Origin of the sequence: Shimia ponticola, from assembly GCF_007995215.1 — a bacterium.
Classification (GTDB): Bacteria; Pseudomonadota; Alphaproteobacteria; order Rhodobacterales; family Rhodobacteraceae; genus Shimia_B; species Shimia_B ponticola.
In genome coordinates this window covers 1-17,231 of record NZ_VCDK01000001.1, presented here as the reverse complement: position 1 = coordinate 17,231, position 17,231 = coordinate 1, and the positions used below count along the sequence as shown (strand labels likewise).

Below are 17,231 nucleotides of genomic sequence, written 5' to 3'. Positions count from 1 at the left end.
TCTACATGCAAAGTTCAAGCATGGAGCAAGTCAATGACACATCTCGTCAATCAACATGCCATCATTGATGGCAATCGCATCGCACATGGGGTGCACGGAGAGGGCGAGCCCGTCTTGCTGCTGCATGGCACACCCTCATCCTCGTATATTTGGCGGAATATTTTGCCGTCTTTGACCCAAGCCGGATACAAAGTGCACGTCTATGATCTGTTGGGTTTTGGCCTATCCGAACGCCCGCATGATCCAAACATCGATACATCTGTGACTGGCCAAGTTCCCGTGCTTGAAGCGTTGCTCGATCTTTGGGGCATTAATGATCTGCACGTCATTGCCCATGATATTGGCGGGGGCGTTGCTCAGAGGTTTTGCATCCAATCCCCTGAGCGGGTCAGATCACTGACGATGATTGATGTTGTCAGCTACGACAGCTGGCCCTCTAAGCGCACCAATCAACAGATGAAGGCCGGTTTAGAAAAACTGATCAAAGCACCTGATGCTGATCACCGCGAGCACTTCCGCGAATGGTTTTACTCAACGGTACATAACAAAGAGCGTTTGGCGGAAACCTCCATGGAGACCTACTTGGATTTCATCTGTGGTCCGGTGGGCCAAGGAAGCTTTTTCCAGCATCAAGTCATGCACTACGATCCCAAGCACACAGACGAAGTTGCACCTCGTTATGCTGAACTCGGCAAAAACCCAGTTCAACTGATTTGGGGTGCTGATGACGCGTGGCAGGTTGTTGATTGGGCGCACCGGTTGCACAAGGCAATCCCAGGTTCGGAACTCCATGTTTTGGAGGATTGCGGCCACTTCTCACTAGAAGATCAGCCTGAGAAGATTTCAGTCTTGCTGGTGGACTTCTTGCAAAGGCAGGCCTGACTCCAGATTGCCCTGTTGCTCACAAAAAATTCGGTGGGCAACAGCATGGTATTGCTTTGTGGGAAAACACTGATTTTCACCCAATGAAATCAACGCGCTAATTCCACAAAAGCAGAGATTAAGCACCATAAGCACGGCAAGGAGCGTTGCTAGGCTGCTGTGCTAGAACTGTGCTAGGTGCACGGCGCGGCGCTCACAACGCACTGTGCTAACTCATGTTTTTCCAACTGTGCTAACACTGTGATAGGGCTTTTCGGCGTTTTCAGCGACTTGCGCTGCCGTGCAGAAATCCGACAAGTTACTGTTTTTTCTATATTTAAATGGTGCCCGGGGGCGGAATCGAACCACCGACACGAGGATTTTCAATCCACTGCTCTACCCCTGAGCTACCCGGGCACGGGGACGGGCGCGGCCCGTCGGGTGGCGTCGGTTTAGGCAAGGGTGCGGGGGGTGTCCAGTGGCTTTTGCATGTTTGTTCACACTTTTCCGAGGTTTGCGCTGCAATCAGTGCAGGCGGTCCAGAGACAGCGGCATGCGGGAGGTGCAACCGTGGACGGTTAGGTGCTCCCCTGCCCGCTCTCAGCATAGGGAGTGTCACAAAAATCGCAGAACGCTTTACTGAAGCTTACTCGGGCCTGCTCCGTCGTCGGGAAGCATGTCGTCAGGTTCATCTTCGGCTGTTCCCGGCAGGACGTAATCATCGTTCAGCCATCGCCCCAGATCAATGTCCGCACAGCGTTTCGAGCAGAACGGTCGATACTTTGGAGCGGTTGGTTTTTCGCATATCGGGCAACTCATCCCAGCACCTCAGACAAGGGACGGCGTTCACGCTTGCGTTTGAGCTCCAGGTGACCAAGCGGCGTCCAGCCGACGATTTCGGTGTCGACGCTGTCGCGGCGGAAGGCGGCTTTGGCCGCGGTTTCAATCTGGCGGCGGTCGCGCTTCATGACGGGGGCGAGGTCCAGCGTAATCTGACCGCCCAACCCGCGCAGGCGCAGTTGTCTTGGCAAATCATTCAACGCCGCGAGATTCACCTTGAGTGCAGCGGCGGGCGATGTGTCGGCGCCGGTGTTAACGTCGACGGCGATCAAGGCGCGCGTCGGTTCAATGGCCATGCTGCCTTGCCCTAGCGGCACATCCACGCGCGATAAGGCGTCGATGGCATCCAATGCCCCGGTGTCCTCCAGACTGCCGGCCTGCGTGTTCACAGATGCCGGTGCGGACCATTCGCGCCACGCGCGCAGGTGTGGCCCGTCCCCGGGGTGCACCAGACCAAGCTCTTGGTGGGCCAGCGTTTGGTCGCACAGGCTACGCATGGCCTCGATGTCTTCGAGTATATCTTCATCGTCGGCGGTTTCGCAGGCTGAGCGCAGGATAAGGCCCGCGTCAGCCCCATCCATCCCGCCGCGCGCAATCCCTTGAAGCACATCGCGCCGATCATCATCCTTGATCGCGCGCGAAATGTTCAACCCGGGCGCGTCCGGCGTGACAATCGCATAGCGGCTCTTGAAGAGAACGCGGTCTGTCACAGGCACCGCCTTGCCTGCTTCGGCATAGCCAGACACCTGCACCAACACCGTTTGCCCCGGCGCGAGACCTTTGGCCCGGCGTAAGAACCCGGTCTGAGGACCCAAGGCCATCATCACGCCACCCTGCCCTTTCAGCGGACGGTCCACGCGGGCGAGATAGACTGTCCCGGGTACAGGCATGTCATCTTTGTCGACAAAGAGATCTTCCAGCCGCCCATCCACAATCAGCGCGGCCACCTCGCGCCCGTTCAGATGATCAAGTGCAATCACACGCCCTTTCATATGATCCCCATCACTGGCAGCCCCGCCGCACGCAAAAGGTGGGCTGTTTCGGTCAAAGGCAGGCCCATGATGGCAGCATGGCTACCGCTGATCCACGGAATGAATGCGCCTGCGGGCCCCTGAATGGCATATCCGCCTGCCTTCCCCTCCCAATCGCCTGTCGCGAGGTAGGCGTCGATTTCTGCATTGCTGAGGCGTTTCATACGGACCTGTGACACGACATCTTTGACCAAAACCCGTTCGGATGTTTTGACGGCCACAGCTGTGATCACCTGATGGCGTCGGCCCGACAGCATTTCGAGAAATTGGCGTGCGCCTTCGGCCCCATCGGGTTTACCCAGAATGCGTCGGCCCAGGGCAACTGTGGTGTCCGCGCAAAGGATCACCTCGTCAGGTGCAGCCTCCAACGCCTCTGCCTTACCGAGGGTAATGCGATTGCAATAGGCGCGCGGCAGTTCGCCTTTGAGCGGGAACTCGTCGATGTCAGGAGCGCGGATGGCGTCGGGGGTTAAGCCCAGGACGCCGATCAATTCGCGGCGGCGCGGTGAGCCGGAACCGAGGATGAGTTTCATTGAGCGATGAGCCCCAAGACGACGGTGCGTGCGAGCACGCACCCTACAATCGCGTCGGCGTTTGGTCTTGTGGTAGGGTGCGTGATGTCACGCACCTTATTTGAAGCGGTAGTTGATCCGTCCCTTGGACAAATCATACGGGGTCATTTCCACCGATACTTTGTCGCCAGTCAGAACACGAATGCGGTTCTTGCGCATTTTGCCTGCCATTGTTGCGACGATCTCATGGCCGTTTTCCAGCTCGACCCGGAATGTCGCATTCGGCAGGAGTTCCTTGACGACACCAGGAAATTCGAGCGGTTCTTCCTTGGCCATGGTCTCTCCTAAATCTTATCACCGGCCCATTTTGCCGGATGGGGGTAGATGATGGCAATTTGCCAAACAATCAAGGGACAACTTGCCCAATCAGCGCGTCGTGATGTGTTCCACGCGCGCAATTCGGTCGATCTGCTCTGGCCAATGCGCAACGCCGCGAACGGCACCCTGCTGTCGAATATCGCGTATCTGGGCCAGATCAATATCAGCATAGGACCAACCGGAAGTGTCAGGCGGACCAAAAGCCAAAACGCCGTCGTCCGGCATTCCGCCGTCCTGCGGTGCGAATACGCCCGCCCTGCCCCGGTTTTCATCGACCGCCGGGCACCAGTCGCAGTCGCCGGTCGTGGAGGATTGAACGGTGATGCACTGCCCTTCCAAGGCGCGTGCAGCGGCCCCGGTGCGGACCCGGTGGTAGCCCTGCCAGGTGTCGGTGCAGGACGGCACGAGGATCATATCGCATCCCGCCTCGATCAGGGCGCGTCCCAAGAGCGGGAATTCAGCGTCATAGCAGATCAGAACACCAACGGTTCCGAACTCGGTTTCTATTGCGCGCAATGGTCCACCAGCGACAACATCCCATGTTTCCCGCTCGAACCGCGTCATGATTTGCTTGTCCTGGCCGATCACGACGCCATTCGGGGCGACAAGGCGGGCGCGGTTCACGGGACGCGTCGGGTGGCACGCAGCGTCAAAGACCGGTGCACTTGCTGCAAGGATATGCACACTAAACCGGGCTGCCAATTCCGCGTGCAGAGCGTCGACCTGAGGCACCAGATCGCTGACGGCCCTTAGCGATGCTTCAAGATCACCGGCTTGGCCGGAAATCGCCGCAAGCTCCATCGCGCCGTATTCAGGAAACACCAGAAGGTCTGCACCCTGTGCTGCAGCCTCCGCCACCCAAGCGTGCAACTTGTCGACATAGGCCTGCCATGAGGGCAGCGGGTCCATTGCATAGGCTGCTGTCGCAATTCTCACAGCCGCCGCATCCATGCCTGAAGGCTGTGCGGCGTTTCCATGTCAGAGCCGATGTCGGTCCAATGGAACGTCGCAGTCACACCTGGCAGCTTCTGATAGCCACGCTTGGCCCAAACGCCTTCAAGCGGTCGATGGTCGACTGGACGTTCAGGGTGATCGTCGGGCCGGACCACGCCACAGAACAGTGCATATTCAAACCCCATGCGGCGGGCTTCGGCCTCTCGGATGTCAAAAAACAGGTGTCCGATACCCCGACCGCGGTAATCCGCAAGAAGCACACTCTCTGCGCAGTAATAGATCGTTTCTGCTGGCGGCAGGTCTGGGTGCGCTAAGGAAGCCGCATCCGCGTGATCGACCAACGGCATGCCCGTGGATGCCCCCACGATCCTATCGCCGTCCCGTGCCGCCACCAACACGGCGCGGGGATTATCACGATAACTGGCGAGGTAGCGTTCCTCGTACTCCATGTCCCCATCGTACAGATAGGGAAACGCGCGAAAGACTGTCATCCTCAGCTGCGCCAAATCCGGAAGCGCCTGCGTAAGCGCGTCGCCAGTCAACGGTTCAACAGTGATCGTCACGACACCTGCCGCTTCCAGTCGGCGAAATTGTAGTAGGTGGTGACGCGCGCGATCTTGCCATCCGCCAGCGTAAAGAAAGACCCTGCGGGAAGTTTGTAGGTCTGGCCATGAGCCTCTGGACAGCCGGGGTCGGTGGCGAGATAGGTGCCGTTGACAACAAATTCTGCCGCTGCGCGATCTTGGTTCACCAAGATAACCATATCGGTCAGATGTTCGCGTTAGCAGCGGTTCATATGCGCGCAAAACTCGGCGAAAGCTGCTTTGCCAGTTCGTATTTGTCCTTCGTTCACATGATGAGCCACGTCATCGGTCAGGCAGTCCAGCATCGCGTCGACGTCACCAGAATTGAAGGCATCGAAATAGGTTTGGATCGTGGTTGCTGACATGCGAGGGTCCAGGTTGGGTTCATGAGTTGGCGCATGTGTAGAGCGATTGTGGCTCACCAGCCAAGCTCTGGTTTTTCGGGTTCGGGACGGAGGCCAGAAAATAGCGGAAACTGGGCGCTTGTCGGTTTTGGCATAAGCTTGGAAGCCACTTATCCTGATTGAGCTTCAGGGGGATCGAATGGATTCCATGCGCATCTGTGCACTGGCCCCCAACCAAGCGTCGCACACAGTCCTCAGGTTTCCATCATCTGATCGAGAACGGAGTCGAAATCTGAGAGTTTAAAGGGCTTCATCAAGATTTGCACCGAAGGCTTCATCCCTTCAAAGCCCTCTAGAATATGCTCAGAAATCAACAGGCAACGCAGATCAGCTCTGTGAGCAATTGCTCGCTTGCAAACCTCTGGCCCATCGAGTGCGCCGGGGAGCATGACATCTGACACGATGAGGTCGATATCTGGATCGTTTTCCAAGAGTTCGAGCCCGATCATCCCGTCTGATGCAATCAGAACTGTGTGCCCTTGCGCCTCAAGGCGTATTTTTAGCACCGTTCGCAATGCATGCCCTGCGTCCACTAGGAGTATCCGTCTTGGAGTCTGCTTTGGAACTTCCGCGTCGGAGACGTTCTGGTCTTGACGATCCGGTGCTTGCGCCATCGGGAGAAAGAGCGAAACTTTCGTCCCTTCCTCAAGCTGGCTTTCAATACTCATTTGGCCATTGGATTGGCGGATGAAACCGAACACCATGGACAGGCCCAAACCACTGCCTTTACCGACACCCTTGGTCGTAAAGAATGGCTCGTAGATTCGGCTCAGAGCATTCTGGGGAATACCGGTGCCAGTGTCGGTAAGTTCGATCGCTACATATCGACCAACCTTAGCCTCAAAGCTCTCGATCAGGTCGTCTGAACTCAGTTCGACGGACCGAAGCCTGACCGTTAACTTTCCTCCATCTGGCATGGCGTCGCGCGCATTGATGGCAAGATTGATCAAGGCATTTTCAAGCTGGCTTCGGTCAACGTAAGCCCAATACGAGCCATTGGAGTCCCACTCCAGTTCGATCCGACCGCCCAAGGTCCGCCGCAGCATTTTGGTTATCTGCTCACCCTCAGCGCTGAGGTCCAAAAGAACGGGAAACAGAGGCTGTTTTTGCGAGTACGCTAGAAGGCGCGCGGTCAACTGACGACCCCGCTCGGTCACGTCCGCTATGTCCTTGAGCATGCCTTTTTGGTTATCGTCCTCTAACAGGCCTTCTAGAAGGTCGGCATTCCCGAGAATAATCTGAAGAAGATTGTTAAAATCGTGTGCGATACCACCCGCCAACTGCCCGACCGCCTCTAATCGGTTCCTTTGGTTCTGCTTTTCCTCTGCATCTAGGATGCTCCGCGACATCTTCTCAAAGCTGTCGAACAAGGCGCCAATTTCGTCATTGCTCTTGTTGGATTTGATGGTCAGTTGCCGATGCGCGGCAAACCGATCCACTCCCGCTTTCAAAGAATTCAGAGGACGAACAACAAGATGACGAACAGTTAGGTACAAAAACAGCGCCAAGCCGCAGAGCAACGCGGAAATAGCAGCCATGTCCAATAGGAAGCGTTCGACCGCGTTCTGCCGCAGTGTCGACATAGAAAACCCAAGCTCGATGGCGGCAACCGGGCGTCTGGCGATGTAAAGTGGCTTGGCAACGGCCAACACCTTGTCACCGCCAGCCCCAACGAGCACTTGATGCAGCTCGCGTTGCTGTTGGTACGCTCTTTCCGCAAGATCACTAGCGGCAGTGCCGAGGTTGGCAACGTCATGCGAGAGTTTCGTGACCAGTCCGTCAGTTTCCGGGACGCTTACTCGTACCGACAAGAGCCGGTACTCTGACAGCATCGCCTGCTGAACCGCAGCAAAGCCCGCCTCTTCCAAAAGAAGAGACGGCTCTGATGTCAACGTGATGCCAAGCGCCCGCGCGGTCGAAAAAGCTTCTCGTATGAGCGTTTCTTCGAACTGCTTGTTGATCCTCGACCAATCGACAACAGCGATCAAAGAAAACACCAATAAAGATGCCGCTGTGATCAGTGCGAGGATTTTTCGGTCAATTGGCATGTGTTTTGAACGGGTTGACTCGCTCTAGAGCGTCCCCGTTCGCACCTTTCTATTCCACGTATTGCTGGACTATCTCGCGGATCTCCCCGTCTTTTTGCATGTCGCGCAGTGTCGTGTTGATGGCGTCCAAGAACGCCTCATCCTCGAGCCTTGTGACAACCCCATAGAAGGATTGTGTCAAAGGCGGCTCCAACGTCCGAATGCCCGGAACGGCGCCCGACAGGAAATGCACAACAGCGGCGTCGATTTCACCTGCTAGTAGGTCCGCCAACCGTTCGTCGTTGTTTTTGTAAGCAACCAAGAGATCGGAATTGATGAAGTCTGATTTCTGCATCAGCTCTTCGCCGATTGTCCCTGACAAAACACCAACTCTTTTATCCGACAGGTCAGCCGTGCTGGAAATCGTTGTGTTCTCAGACGCAACAGCAATCGACATCCCGGCATCCAGATAAGGCACACTGAACGCCATGGTTTCTTGCCGTTCAGGTGTGATCGTCACCGCAGACAACAAGGCATCGACCTTGCCATCTTTCAAAGCTTGGAACAGCTCGTCGAACGGCATGGTTTCGACCGAAAGCTCGACGCCCATGTCCGTTGCGATGCGCCGCGCGATGTCGATATCAATCCCCGCCGGATTTCCTTGATCATCAAAGAATTGCATGACGCCATAGGGTATGTCCGAGCCGATCACCAAGGAACCGCGCTGCTCAACGGTGTCCAGCGTGTCGGCCGCTTGCACCCCAGTAGCGCCGCCAATTGCTGCCGCAACAAGAAGAATACTCGTGCGTGCGGCCCGAAGAGTTGAGTGGTGGAAATATTGGTAAACTGAGCTTGCTAGCAAGACTGCCTCCTCTGAAAAAGTTCTCGGTCACGCTATGCGAGCCGAATCCAATTTCGAAGAAATTCTTGCGATACTTGAACGATTTACAACCTAAACCTGCAGTCCCAACCGCTCGTTCGGCTTCCGGCGAGCATTGAAAACCAACTTCTGAGAGAGCGACGGCAACCGGGCATGAATATCGCGTCGACGCCTGTCCGCAGCCCGACCTGGCCACGAACCGAACAGAGTTACTTCAAAGCCGGGTCGTCCCGGTTCACACCCATCCGATCTAAAGTGCGCCAGGACCCCATTTGTCTTGGAGACGCCCGATGATCTGGTCTCGCGCCTGCCGGTAAGAGACAAGCCGGTCCGCACGGCTTTCACCCAAGCCGGTCGGATCAAGAATTGGCCAGTATTCAACCGTCAGCGAATAGTACCGGGTCAATTCGAGTGCGCGCCTCTGAGAGGCAGGTGACAATGCGATGACCACATCAAACGACGACAGGTCATCCCCCCATTCTTCCATCTCGTCAAAGCTGCGCGACCGGTGCCTCTGTAGCTCTACGTCGATCTCCTGGCAGACGGCGATGGAAAAGCCGTCAATCTCCAGGTCATTCCGAACGCCGGCGGACTGTACGTAGGTTTCCATACCGTACAGCTTCTTCATGATCCCTTCGGCCATCGGGGACCTGACTGCGTTGTGGTCGCAGCAGAACAGAACAGATTGCGGAAGCGGCTCAGCCAAGTGCTTCAGCCCCCGAAATGCAGAACACAGATCAGTGTGAACAGGCGGCGTGCGGTATCATGATCGACATCGGCCTTGCCTTCGAGGCGTTCAATCAGAACGTTGGCACCTTCGTTGTGGATACCGCGACGCGCCATATCGATCGTCTCGATCTGGCTTGGCGGCAGTGTCTTGACCGCTTCGAAGTAGCTCGCGCAAATCTGAAAATAGTCTTTGACGACTTGGCGGAATGGTCCAAGGCTCAGATGAAATTCACCGACCTGCTCTTCGGCCTCGGTCATCACGTCAAAGACAAGCCGTTTATCCCGGATCGACAGATCCAGCCGATACGGTCCGCTCGGCACAGGCCGGTCATCGCGTTCCGGCAAGGAAAAGCTGTTTTCCTCAAGCAGATCGAAAATCGCGACTTTCCGCTCTTGTTCGATTTCCGGCGTCGGTGGCGGAAGGTTCGCGTCGTCGAGTTCGATTTTGGAAATATAGCTCATGGTTTTTTTCGGCATAAGGGAGGTGCTTCCCTCCTTAGTTCCTCGTTACCCAACGCGAAATGCGGCTTTTGTGCCAGTCTGCCCACTCTGGATTGGCAAAAACCGCCGTATTTCTACCACAGCGACCCGCGCAGCTTGCGTCATTTGTATAGTTCAAGAGCCGCAAGCACCTCTTTGCTAAGCTGTTCCCGCAACGGCAGGTCGGCACGGCTTCGCGTATCGATGTTAAGCGCGAATGGCGCTTTGAAATCAGGGGCTTCTACCCACCCCACATACCACCCGATATCTGGGTTCGGTGCCGTCGTCCAACCGGACTTGGCGTAGAGAGCCCGGTCGCCCCGCGCTTCGACGCGCATGATCTCGCGGGTGGACGCCTGTGATTGTGCAGATGCCTCAAGGCTGCCTTGCGCCAGAGCATCCAGGAAGGTCACCTGCTCGACAGCGCTGATCGCGAGGGGGCCTCGCAACCAGAACCGCGTGACATCCTGGCCGACCTCAGCAGAGCCATAGCCAAGACCATCAAGCCAAACCTGATAGGCATCTGCGCCGACGCGTCTGGCGACGGTCTGAAAGATGGCCACATTCGAGATCGGCAGCGCGTCGCGCAGCGACATGTCTTGTTCCCACGCCTTCACGGGTTGCAGCCGCCCGCCAAAGGGGATGACCTCATCCACTGACCCGACCGCGCCGGTTTCCAAGGCAATCAGCGTATTCGCAACCTTGAAGGTCGACGCCGGAAAGAACCGCGTGACCGCGCGCTCTGCATCATTGGTGACGTACTGACCAGTGGCCGGAATGCGTACAACAATGACGCCCTGTTGGCCCAGATCATCAAATGGGACCTGCAAGGCTGGCATTTCAACGATGGCGTTGTCTGCGTGCGCTTCGGCAACTGCCACGACCGACAGGATCATTGCCATGGCCCATCGCCGAACCACCATGGTCATTCGTTCAAACGATCCAATCGCGCACGCACACTCAGACCGTGCGCTTCAAGGCTCTCCGACGTCGCCAGCGTTTCTGCAGCCGGACCGATGGCCTTCAGCGCCTCAGGTGTCATCTGGGCCAGCGTCGTGCGCTTCATGAAATCCAGAACAGACAAGCCGGACGAGAACCGCGCGGAACGCGCCGTTGGCAGCACGTGGTTCGGTCCGCCGATATAGTCGCCAATAGCCTCCGGCGTCCAAGCGCCGATAAAGATCGCGCCCGCATGAGTGATCTGATCTGCCAGGGCCTCTGGTTCGGCCACGCAAAGTTCGAGGTGTTCAGGCGCGATCCGATCGCTCAGCACCACAGCCTCGGCGAGGTCACGCACCGTGATCACCGCCCCGTAGTCCTGCCACGAGGGGCCCGCAATTGCCGCGCGCTCAAGGGTCTTGAGCTGGCGATCCACCTCTTGGGCAACCGCCTGACCAAACGCGGCATCCGTTGTGATGAGGATGGATTGCGCGCTTTCGTCGTGTTCTGCTTGGCTGAGCAAATCAGTGGCAATCCATGCCGGGTCGTTATCGGCATCCGCAATCACAAGGATTTCCGACGGACCGGCAATCATGTCGATGCCGACCTTACCGAACACTCGGCGCTTTGCCGCGGCAACAAAGGCGTTGCCGGGACCCGTGATCTTGTCGACCGGAGCGATGCTGTCTGTCCCATAGGCCAGCGCCGCAACAGCCTGCGCGCCCCCGATACGATAGACCTCGTCCACACCTGCAAGCTGTGCCGCCAATAGAACCAAAGGGTTCACGACACCATCAGGCGTCGGCACGGTGATCGCCAACCGCTGGACCCCCGCCACCTTGGCCGGAATCGCATTCATCAAAACCGAAGACGGATAGCTTGCCAGCCCACCCGGCACATAAAGCCCTGCCGCGCTGACAGCTGTCCAACGCCAGCCCAGACGCGCACCGATATCATCGGTCCACATGGCGTCGGCTGGAAGTTGGCGTTCATGATAGGCGCGGATGCGCTCAGCTGCGAGTTCAAGCGCCTGCCGCTCTGCGTCAGAGACCTTGGCCACGTGCTCTGCGATCTCATCAGGTGAGAACGCCAAGGTTTCGGGCGTCAAATCAAGCCGGTCAAAGCGGGTCGTCAGGTCGATGACGGCCTGATCCCCACGCTCACGCACGTCGGCGATGATGTCAGCCACCACCGCGTCTACATCAGGACTATCTTCCCGCTTGGCCCCAAGAACAGCCGTAAAGGCGGTCTCGAAGTCGGCATCTTGTGTGTTCAAAAACTGCATGTGGCGCACTTAGCGTTTAGACCCGACGAGGGAAAGGGCCACGCGCGCCTCAGCTACTATCCCGCAGATCGCAGACCATGAACAAATCGGTCTCTGGACCGGCGTCGGCAATGATCGAATTCGGCAGTGTCCCGGCGACCCGAAATCCATGCTTCTCGTAGAACCTGCGCGCGCGGGCATTGGCCTCGTTGACGTAAAGCTCTAGCTGCCAAACACCACGATCGCGCGCCTCGGCCACAAGATTGCGCATCAGCGCCTGCGCAGCGCCTTTTCCTTGGGCGTCCGGATGCACGTTAAACCCGCCTATATAGGCCCTGTGTGCCGCGCGTTGAGCCGTTTCAGGGACAAAAGAAGACATCCCAATCAAGGTGCGGTTTTGATCAAACAGACCCCGCGACAGCCCTTGTGACAGCGTTTCGCGATCCTCGTCAGAGGGCTTGTCCTGTTCCTCCTCAAGGGAGGACAGGAAATTTTCGGGATAAAGCCGCAAGCCCAGCAACCGCAACGCGCGGTACGCGGGCTGGTCGTCCGCGACAAGCATCCGATAGCTGTATGTCAAACCTCGTGGTCCGGCCGTGACTTGGACGGCGCGACATAGGGTTTCGTGACGTCGCGCAACGTGACCTCAAGCGCTTCAACGTCAATTGCAATGGCTCCGTCACCCGCGAGCGTCAGGATAACTGTCCCGGCGGCATCGGGCCCCGGTTCGAACGTCACCGACAAAAGTGACAACACCGTATCAGCATCGCGCGACACGCCTTGTGACCGCACGCCTTGCACCTGTTCTATGGTCAAAAGGCTCTGGACCCGTTCGAACGAGCGTGACCGGCGTTCAGCGGCATCCGCGTCTTCCCAGCGGAAGCGGTTGAGCAGAATTGCAAACCGCCGATCATTTCGCCGCCACGACATTTCCGTTGCGGGAAACACGGCGTCCTGGGCCAGCGACGACAGGACCTGCAAATCCTCGTCCGCAAACGCCACAAGCCGCAGGGGCTTTTCCGTACCGTCTTCGAAACTCGCGTCACTCATTAGCTGCTTATCCGTTCCACGCTTGCGCCACAGGCCGAAAGCTTGTCTTCCAAGCGCTCATAGCCACGATCAAGGTGATAAACGCGGCTGACGACCGTTTCACCTTCGGCAGCGAGGCCAGCAAGGATTAGAGACACCGACGCGCGAAGGTCTGTGGCCATCACAGGGGCCCCTTTCAGTTGCTCGACACCAGTCACGGTTGCCGTACCACCTTGCACGTCGATCTTGGCGCCCATGCGCCCCAACTCCGGCGCGTGCATAAAGCGGTTCTCAAAGATCGTTTCCTCTAGAACACTTGTACCCTCGGCAGTGCACATCAACGCCATCATCTGGGCCTGCAAATCGGTAGGAAAGCCGGGGAATGGTTCGGTGGTGACATCAACTGCCTTGGCGCGCCCTTGCGAGGTAACGCGCAAACCTGCGTCTGTATCCTCGACGCTCACGCCGGTTGCTTCCAGCTTTTCGACGAAAGCGGTCAAAAGATCTCGGCGACCACCAATCAATTCGACCGACCCACCCGCAACGGCAGGCGCGAGCATGTAGGTCCCAAGTTCGATCCGGTCTGCCACGACTGGATGCGTTGCACCGCCAAGACGATCAACACCTTGAATGGTAATTGTCTCGGTCCCCGCGCCGTCAATCTGCGCGCCCATCCGGATCAAGCAATCGGCCAGATCGACAATTTCCGGCTCGCGCGCGGCATTTTTCAAAACGGTCGTGCCCTTGGCCAAAGTCGCAGCCATCAACGCATTCTCGGTCGCGCCGACAGACACAAACGGAAACTCAAAGGTGCCACCCTTCAGACCATTCTTAGCTTCTGCGTGGACATAGCCCTCGCGCAGATCAAGCGTGGCGCCCATCGCCTCAAGCGCCTTCAGGTGCAGGTCCACAGGGCGCGCGCCAATCGCACAACCGCCCGGCAGCGAAACAACGGCGTGACCTTCCCGCGCCAGCATCGGCCCAAGGACAAGGATCGAGGCGCGCATCTTGCGCACGATGTCATATTCGGCCGTCAGATTATCCAGCTTGTGCGAGGACATTGCCAGCACTTGCCCATCCTGCATCGAGGCCACTTCGGCCCCAAGCGATTGAAGCAAAGCTGTCATGGTGCCGATGTCGCTCAGTCTTGGCGCATTCGTGAGCGTTAGAGGTTCCTCGCTCAGAAGCGTCGCGGGCATGAGCGTCAGACACGCGTTCTTGGCCCCTGAAATCGGAATTGCGCCGGACAGCGCCCCCCCACCCTTGACGACAATCGAATCCATTACTCGTCCTCTTTTCCGCTCGTTTGCGTGGTCTCGTTTTCTGCCCGCGCGCGGGCCTGTGCCTTGCGACGGGCCATATTTGCCTTGAGCGCCTTTTTCAGGCGCTCTTCCCGCGTCTCTTTGGCCTTGCTTGCCGCGCCCTTTGATGAACTTTGACCTGCCATGCCAGAGGGCTTACCCGCTTGCGAATGCAGCGTCCAGCAGGCTTGGACAGCTATGAGCGGCAGGCGGGGCATATCCCGCTGCGAGGTCAGGATCGCCCGAATTGACAGGTCTCATCTGCCCTCAGAACATCATTTGATTGTACGTAAAGATTTGGAGCGCCGCTCATGAGCCTTTTACCCATGGTTGGTTGGCCCAACCAATTGATGCCCGAGACAACATCTATTGCTGCCACAATCGTTCGTCCGTCGCTACTGAGCGGCGATGTCGATTTGGGATTTTTGCTTGATGATGCGGCGGCCCCGGGGGCCGGGTGTGCATTGATCCTGGACTACAGCGGAACTGGTCCAAAGGGTGAAATTGGGTTGCAGCTGTTGTTCGGTGAGCTTGGAACAGGCGGCAAAGGCACAGTCGTTTACGACGACGGCTTTGGCAATCAGATCAGCAAGCTCCTGTTGCTGACCGGCTGGGACCGGTTTGAAATCACCGGGACGGTGAACGGCGATGAGTTTGTGGGCGGCAGTGGTCAGGACATTTTCCACGGTGGCGGCGGCGCGGACAACCTGACCGGCGGCGCTGGCGGTGACACGCTGAACGGCGGCACGGGAGGTGACACCATCGCCGGCGGGGATGACGACGACACCCTGAACGGCGACGACGGCAACGATTTCCTGTACGGCGAAGACGGCCGCGACATCATTCATGGTGGAGATGACGACGACACCATTCTGGGGGGCGCGGGACAGGACAATCTGTATGGCGATGACGGGAATGACAGCCTGAACGGCGGCACCGGCGTCGACTACATGGACGGCGGTGCGGGCAACGATATCATCTACATCGACAATTTCGGTGAGACCGCCATTGGCGGCACGGGCATCGACACCTTGGTTGTTGATCTGGCGAGCACGTCGAGCAACTCCAATATCGAGACCGGCGACGACGCTGATTTTGCCTTCAATGTGTTTCAGTGGATCACCGGCGTTTTTGGGTCTGGCGACAATACCCTGACCACCCGCCACCAACACATGGACCTTGATACAGGGCTTGGGCACGACGTTGGCCATTTCGACTTTTCAGGGACCTATCTTGGCAACACCGTCACTCAAGCAACCGTCCGCGGCAATGGCGGGCTACAAGGATCGCGCACCGACTTTTCGGACGGGAGCGGCTTCAACTACACCGTGCGCGGCTTCAACGAGCTGCATCTGACCGGCAGCAGCGGCGACGATCTGTTTATCGGCACGACCGGCAACGACACGCTGAATGGCGAAGATGGTGATGACACCCTTCAAGGGGACTCAGGCGCGGACACGATCAACGGCGGCGATGGCGAAGACACAATCACAGGCGGCTTTGGCGCGGACATCCTGAACGGCGGTGGGGACAACGATGTCTTTTTGGATGTCGATTTGCTCGACACCATCGACGGTGGCGACGGCCTGGACCTTGTTGAATTGGATTTCGGGTCCGTGACGGTGTCGAACGGGTTCTACATCGATCTGGTCAACTCGACGCCCACAGCGAACCCCAACTTTACAAATGTTACGTTCGACAATGTCGAGTACCTGACCGGCACCCTGACCGACGAAGCAGACACGGTGCGGATTCACGGATCATCAAATGGGCTGGATGGCGGTGAGGGATCGGATGGATTGTATATCTTTTTCAATACGTTCAATGAATTCACCAGCGTTAACAACATCGACACTGCATCAGGTGACCACTTTCAGCTAACCCGCACAGACGGCAGCACTGAAACCGCCCAATACGAAAATTTTGAACTATGGGTTATCCGTCTTTCAGACGGCGACGACCGGTTCATGGGCACCGAGGGCTCGACGAGCCTATATGGTCTGGACGGGGATGATGAGCTTTATGGCTGGGACGGTGCCGGAAACAATGGCAGCTTCCTTTTTGGCGGTGATGGTGATGACACTTTGGTCAGCGGTGTAAGCAGCGGCACCGATAGGCTGTTCGGCGGCGACGGGGAGGACACGCTTGTCGCTGCGTCTCGTTCTGCCACCATGACTGGTGATGCAGGCGCGGATACATTCCGGTTCCTCAGCAATGAATTCAGAGACAGCAATCCATCAAACATTGGCATCGCCATCACGGATTTCGAAACGGGGATTGATGTCCTCGACTTCAGTCAGTTCGGAGCAGCGCAAGGGGCCATTCTGGTGACATGGATGCATGCGGATGGGAAAACAGAGACTTATGGTATCAACGCAGCGGACAGATGGCAGTCAGATGTCCCGACGTTCCGTCTGGAGGTTACCCAATCCGGCTCTGATGTCTGGATCATGGCATCATACGGCTATTCAGTGGGGGATCCGGACCTAAGCGGCGATGGCGAAGTCATTGAGTTGCGGGACCTAACGCTGGATCAGGTGTCGATGGACGATTTCCTTTTCTGACGTCGTCGAGTACCTGCTTGCCACTCAGTCGCAAGAAACCCAGATTCAGTCTTGCGCCCATCACCTGTTTTCTCTAATCCGCCCCTCACACCGGCGCTGCTGTAGCTCAGTGGTAGAGCGCACCCTTGGTAAGGGTGAGGTCGGGAGTTCAATCCTCCCCAGCAGCACCAGTATACCATATAAATCAAAGACTTATCTGGACGGGCCGCCTGCACCTAGGTTCCATGTAATGTCGGATTGGGCATCCCAGAATCTCGTTAAACTTCAGGCAAGCTATCCGTCTGATATCATTTCGCTTAGTGCTTCGACTCGGTTTCCGCTGGCTTGTGCATGAGCCGGCCCTGCCCGGGTCCTACGCTAAAGTCGGATATTAACCATCGTCCGAAAGAGATTCTTATAGCTGAGACTTTTAAACTGATGGACGAACCGGCTCTAGTTAGCAATTTGCTGTCCC

Annotated in this window: 18 protein-coding genes, 2 tRNA genes and 1 pseudogene; 3 read left to right on the top strand and 18 right to left on the bottom strand. The window is 57.3% G+C overall.

Going from position 1 to position 17,231, the window contains the following annotated elements:
• The first annotated feature begins 33 nt into the window (after positions 1-33).
• Positions 34-882, top strand: coding sequence for an alpha/beta fold hydrolase (locus FE702_RS00105; RefSeq protein WP_147124189.1), 849 nt, complete (start codon positions 34-36; stop codon positions 880-882).
• 321 nt (positions 883-1,203) lie between these two features.
• Here the strand turns inward: FE702_RS00105 and FE702_RS00100 are convergent.
• From FE702_RS00100 to FE702_RS00015, 18 genes and pseudogenes are all read right to left on the bottom strand, one after another.
• Positions 1,204-1,278: transfer RNA gene (locus tag FE702_RS00100), tRNA-Phe, on the bottom strand.
• Positions 1,279-1,497: 219 nt separating this feature from the next.
• Positions 1,498-1,680: a DNA gyrase inhibitor YacG gene (locus tag FE702_RS00095; RefSeq protein WP_147124188.1), complete on the bottom strand. Its 183-nt coding sequence runs from the start codon at positions 1,678-1,680 to the stop codon at positions 1,498-1,500.
• Positions 1,677-2,693 carry a ribonuclease E/G gene (locus FE702_RS00090; protein ID WP_147124187.1) on the bottom strand — a complete coding sequence of 339 codons (1,017 nt, stop codon included), beginning with the start codon at positions 2,691-2,693 and terminating at the stop codon, positions 1,677-1,679. The genes FE702_RS00095 and FE702_RS00090 overlap by 4 nt, the downstream gene beginning before the upstream one ends.
• On the bottom strand, positions 2,690-3,265 hold the full coding sequence (locus FE702_RS00085) for a Maf family protein (protein ID WP_147124186.1): 576 nt from the start codon (positions 3,263-3,265) through the stop codon (positions 2,690-2,692). Before FE702_RS00085 ends, FE702_RS00090 begins: the two co-directional genes overlap by 4 nt.
• Before the next feature lie 96 nt (positions 3,266-3,361).
• Entirely contained in the window at positions 3,362-3,580 is a 219-nt protein-coding gene (infA, locus tag FE702_RS00080; protein ID WP_147124185.1) for a translation initiation factor IF-1, read from the bottom strand.
• Positions 3,581-3,670: 90 nt separating this feature from the next.
• Positions 3,671-4,558: a carbon-nitrogen hydrolase family protein gene (locus FE702_RS00075; RefSeq protein ID WP_147124184.1), complete on the bottom strand. Its 888-nt coding sequence runs from the start codon at positions 4,556-4,558 to the stop codon at positions 3,671-3,673.
• Positions 4,555-5,139, bottom strand: a complete 585-nt coding sequence (locus FE702_RS00070; protein WP_430303134.1) for a GNAT family N-acetyltransferase — start codon at positions 5,137-5,139, stop codon at positions 4,555-4,557. The genes FE702_RS00075 and FE702_RS00070 overlap by 4 nt, the downstream gene beginning before the upstream one ends.
• Positions 5,136-5,525, bottom strand: a pseudogene (locus FE702_RS00065) (ketosteroid isomerase-related protein). The gene FE702_RS00070 and the pseudogene FE702_RS00065 overlap by 4 nt, the downstream one beginning before the upstream one ends.
• Before the next feature lie 233 nt (positions 5,526-5,758).
• Positions 5,759-7,432: an ATP-binding protein gene (locus FE702_RS00060; RefSeq protein ID WP_186826938.1), complete on the bottom strand. Its 1,674-nt coding sequence runs from the start codon at positions 7,430-7,432 to the stop codon at positions 5,759-5,761.
• Positions 7,433-7,661: 229 nt separating this feature from the next.
• Positions 7,662-8,453, bottom strand: a complete 792-nt coding sequence (locus FE702_RS00055; RefSeq protein WP_147124182.1) for an ABC transporter substrate-binding protein — start codon at positions 8,451-8,453, stop codon at positions 7,662-7,664.
• 268 nt (positions 8,454-8,721) lie between these two features.
• A complete protein-coding gene (locus FE702_RS00050) occupies positions 8,722-9,177 on the bottom strand; it encodes an arsenate-mycothiol transferase ArsC (protein WP_147124181.1) in 456 nt (151 codons plus the stop codon).
• Positions 9,178-9,182: 5 nt separating this feature from the next.
• The gene (locus FE702_RS00045) at positions 9,183-9,662 is read right to left on the bottom strand and encodes a UPF0262 family protein (protein ID WP_147124180.1); all 480 of its coding nucleotides are present in this window, start codon (positions 9,660-9,662) and stop codon (positions 9,183-9,185) included.
• A gap of 140 nt (positions 9,663-9,802) precedes the next feature.
• Positions 9,803-10,582, bottom strand: a complete 780-nt coding sequence (locus tag FE702_RS00040; protein WP_186826937.1) for a class D beta-lactamase — start codon at positions 10,580-10,582, stop codon at positions 9,803-9,805.
• Between the two features lie 23 nt (positions 10,583-10,605).
• Positions 10,606-11,904 carry a histidinol dehydrogenase gene (gene hisD, locus FE702_RS00035; protein ID WP_147124178.1) on the bottom strand — a complete coding sequence of 433 codons (1,299 nt, stop codon included), beginning with the start codon at positions 11,902-11,904 and terminating at the stop codon, positions 10,606-10,608.
• 49 nt (positions 11,905-11,953) lie between these two features.
• On the bottom strand, positions 11,954-12,445 hold the full coding sequence (locus tag FE702_RS00030; protein ID WP_147124177.1) for a GNAT family N-acetyltransferase: 492 nt from the start codon (positions 12,443-12,445) through the stop codon (positions 11,954-11,956).
• 14 nt (positions 12,446-12,459) lie between these two features.
• Positions 12,460-12,933: a DUF2948 family protein gene (locus FE702_RS00025; RefSeq protein ID WP_147124176.1), complete on the bottom strand. Its 474-nt coding sequence runs from the start codon at positions 12,931-12,933 to the stop codon at positions 12,460-12,462.
• Positions 12,933-14,195 carry a UDP-N-acetylglucosamine 1-carboxyvinyltransferase gene (gene murA, locus FE702_RS00020; RefSeq protein WP_147124175.1) on the bottom strand — a complete coding sequence of 421 codons (1,263 nt, stop codon included), beginning with the start codon at positions 14,193-14,195 and terminating at the stop codon, positions 12,933-12,935. Before murA ends, FE702_RS00025 begins: the two co-directional genes overlap by 1 nt.
• Positions 14,195-14,359, bottom strand: coding sequence for a hypothetical protein (locus FE702_RS00015; protein WP_186826936.1), 165 nt, complete (start codon positions 14,357-14,359; stop codon positions 14,195-14,197). The genes murA and FE702_RS00015 overlap by 1 nt, the downstream gene beginning before the upstream one ends.
• 165 nt (positions 14,360-14,524) lie before the next feature.
• Between FE702_RS00015 and FE702_RS00010 the strand changes: the two genes are divergently transcribed.
• Entirely contained in the window at positions 14,525-16,777 is a 2,253-nt protein-coding gene (locus tag FE702_RS00010; RefSeq protein ID WP_147124173.1) for a calcium-binding protein, read from the top strand.
• A gap of 95 nt (positions 16,778-16,872) precedes the next feature.
• Positions 16,873-16,947 (top strand) — tRNA-Thr (locus FE702_RS00005).
• Positions 16,948-17,231: the final 284 nt, after the last annotated feature.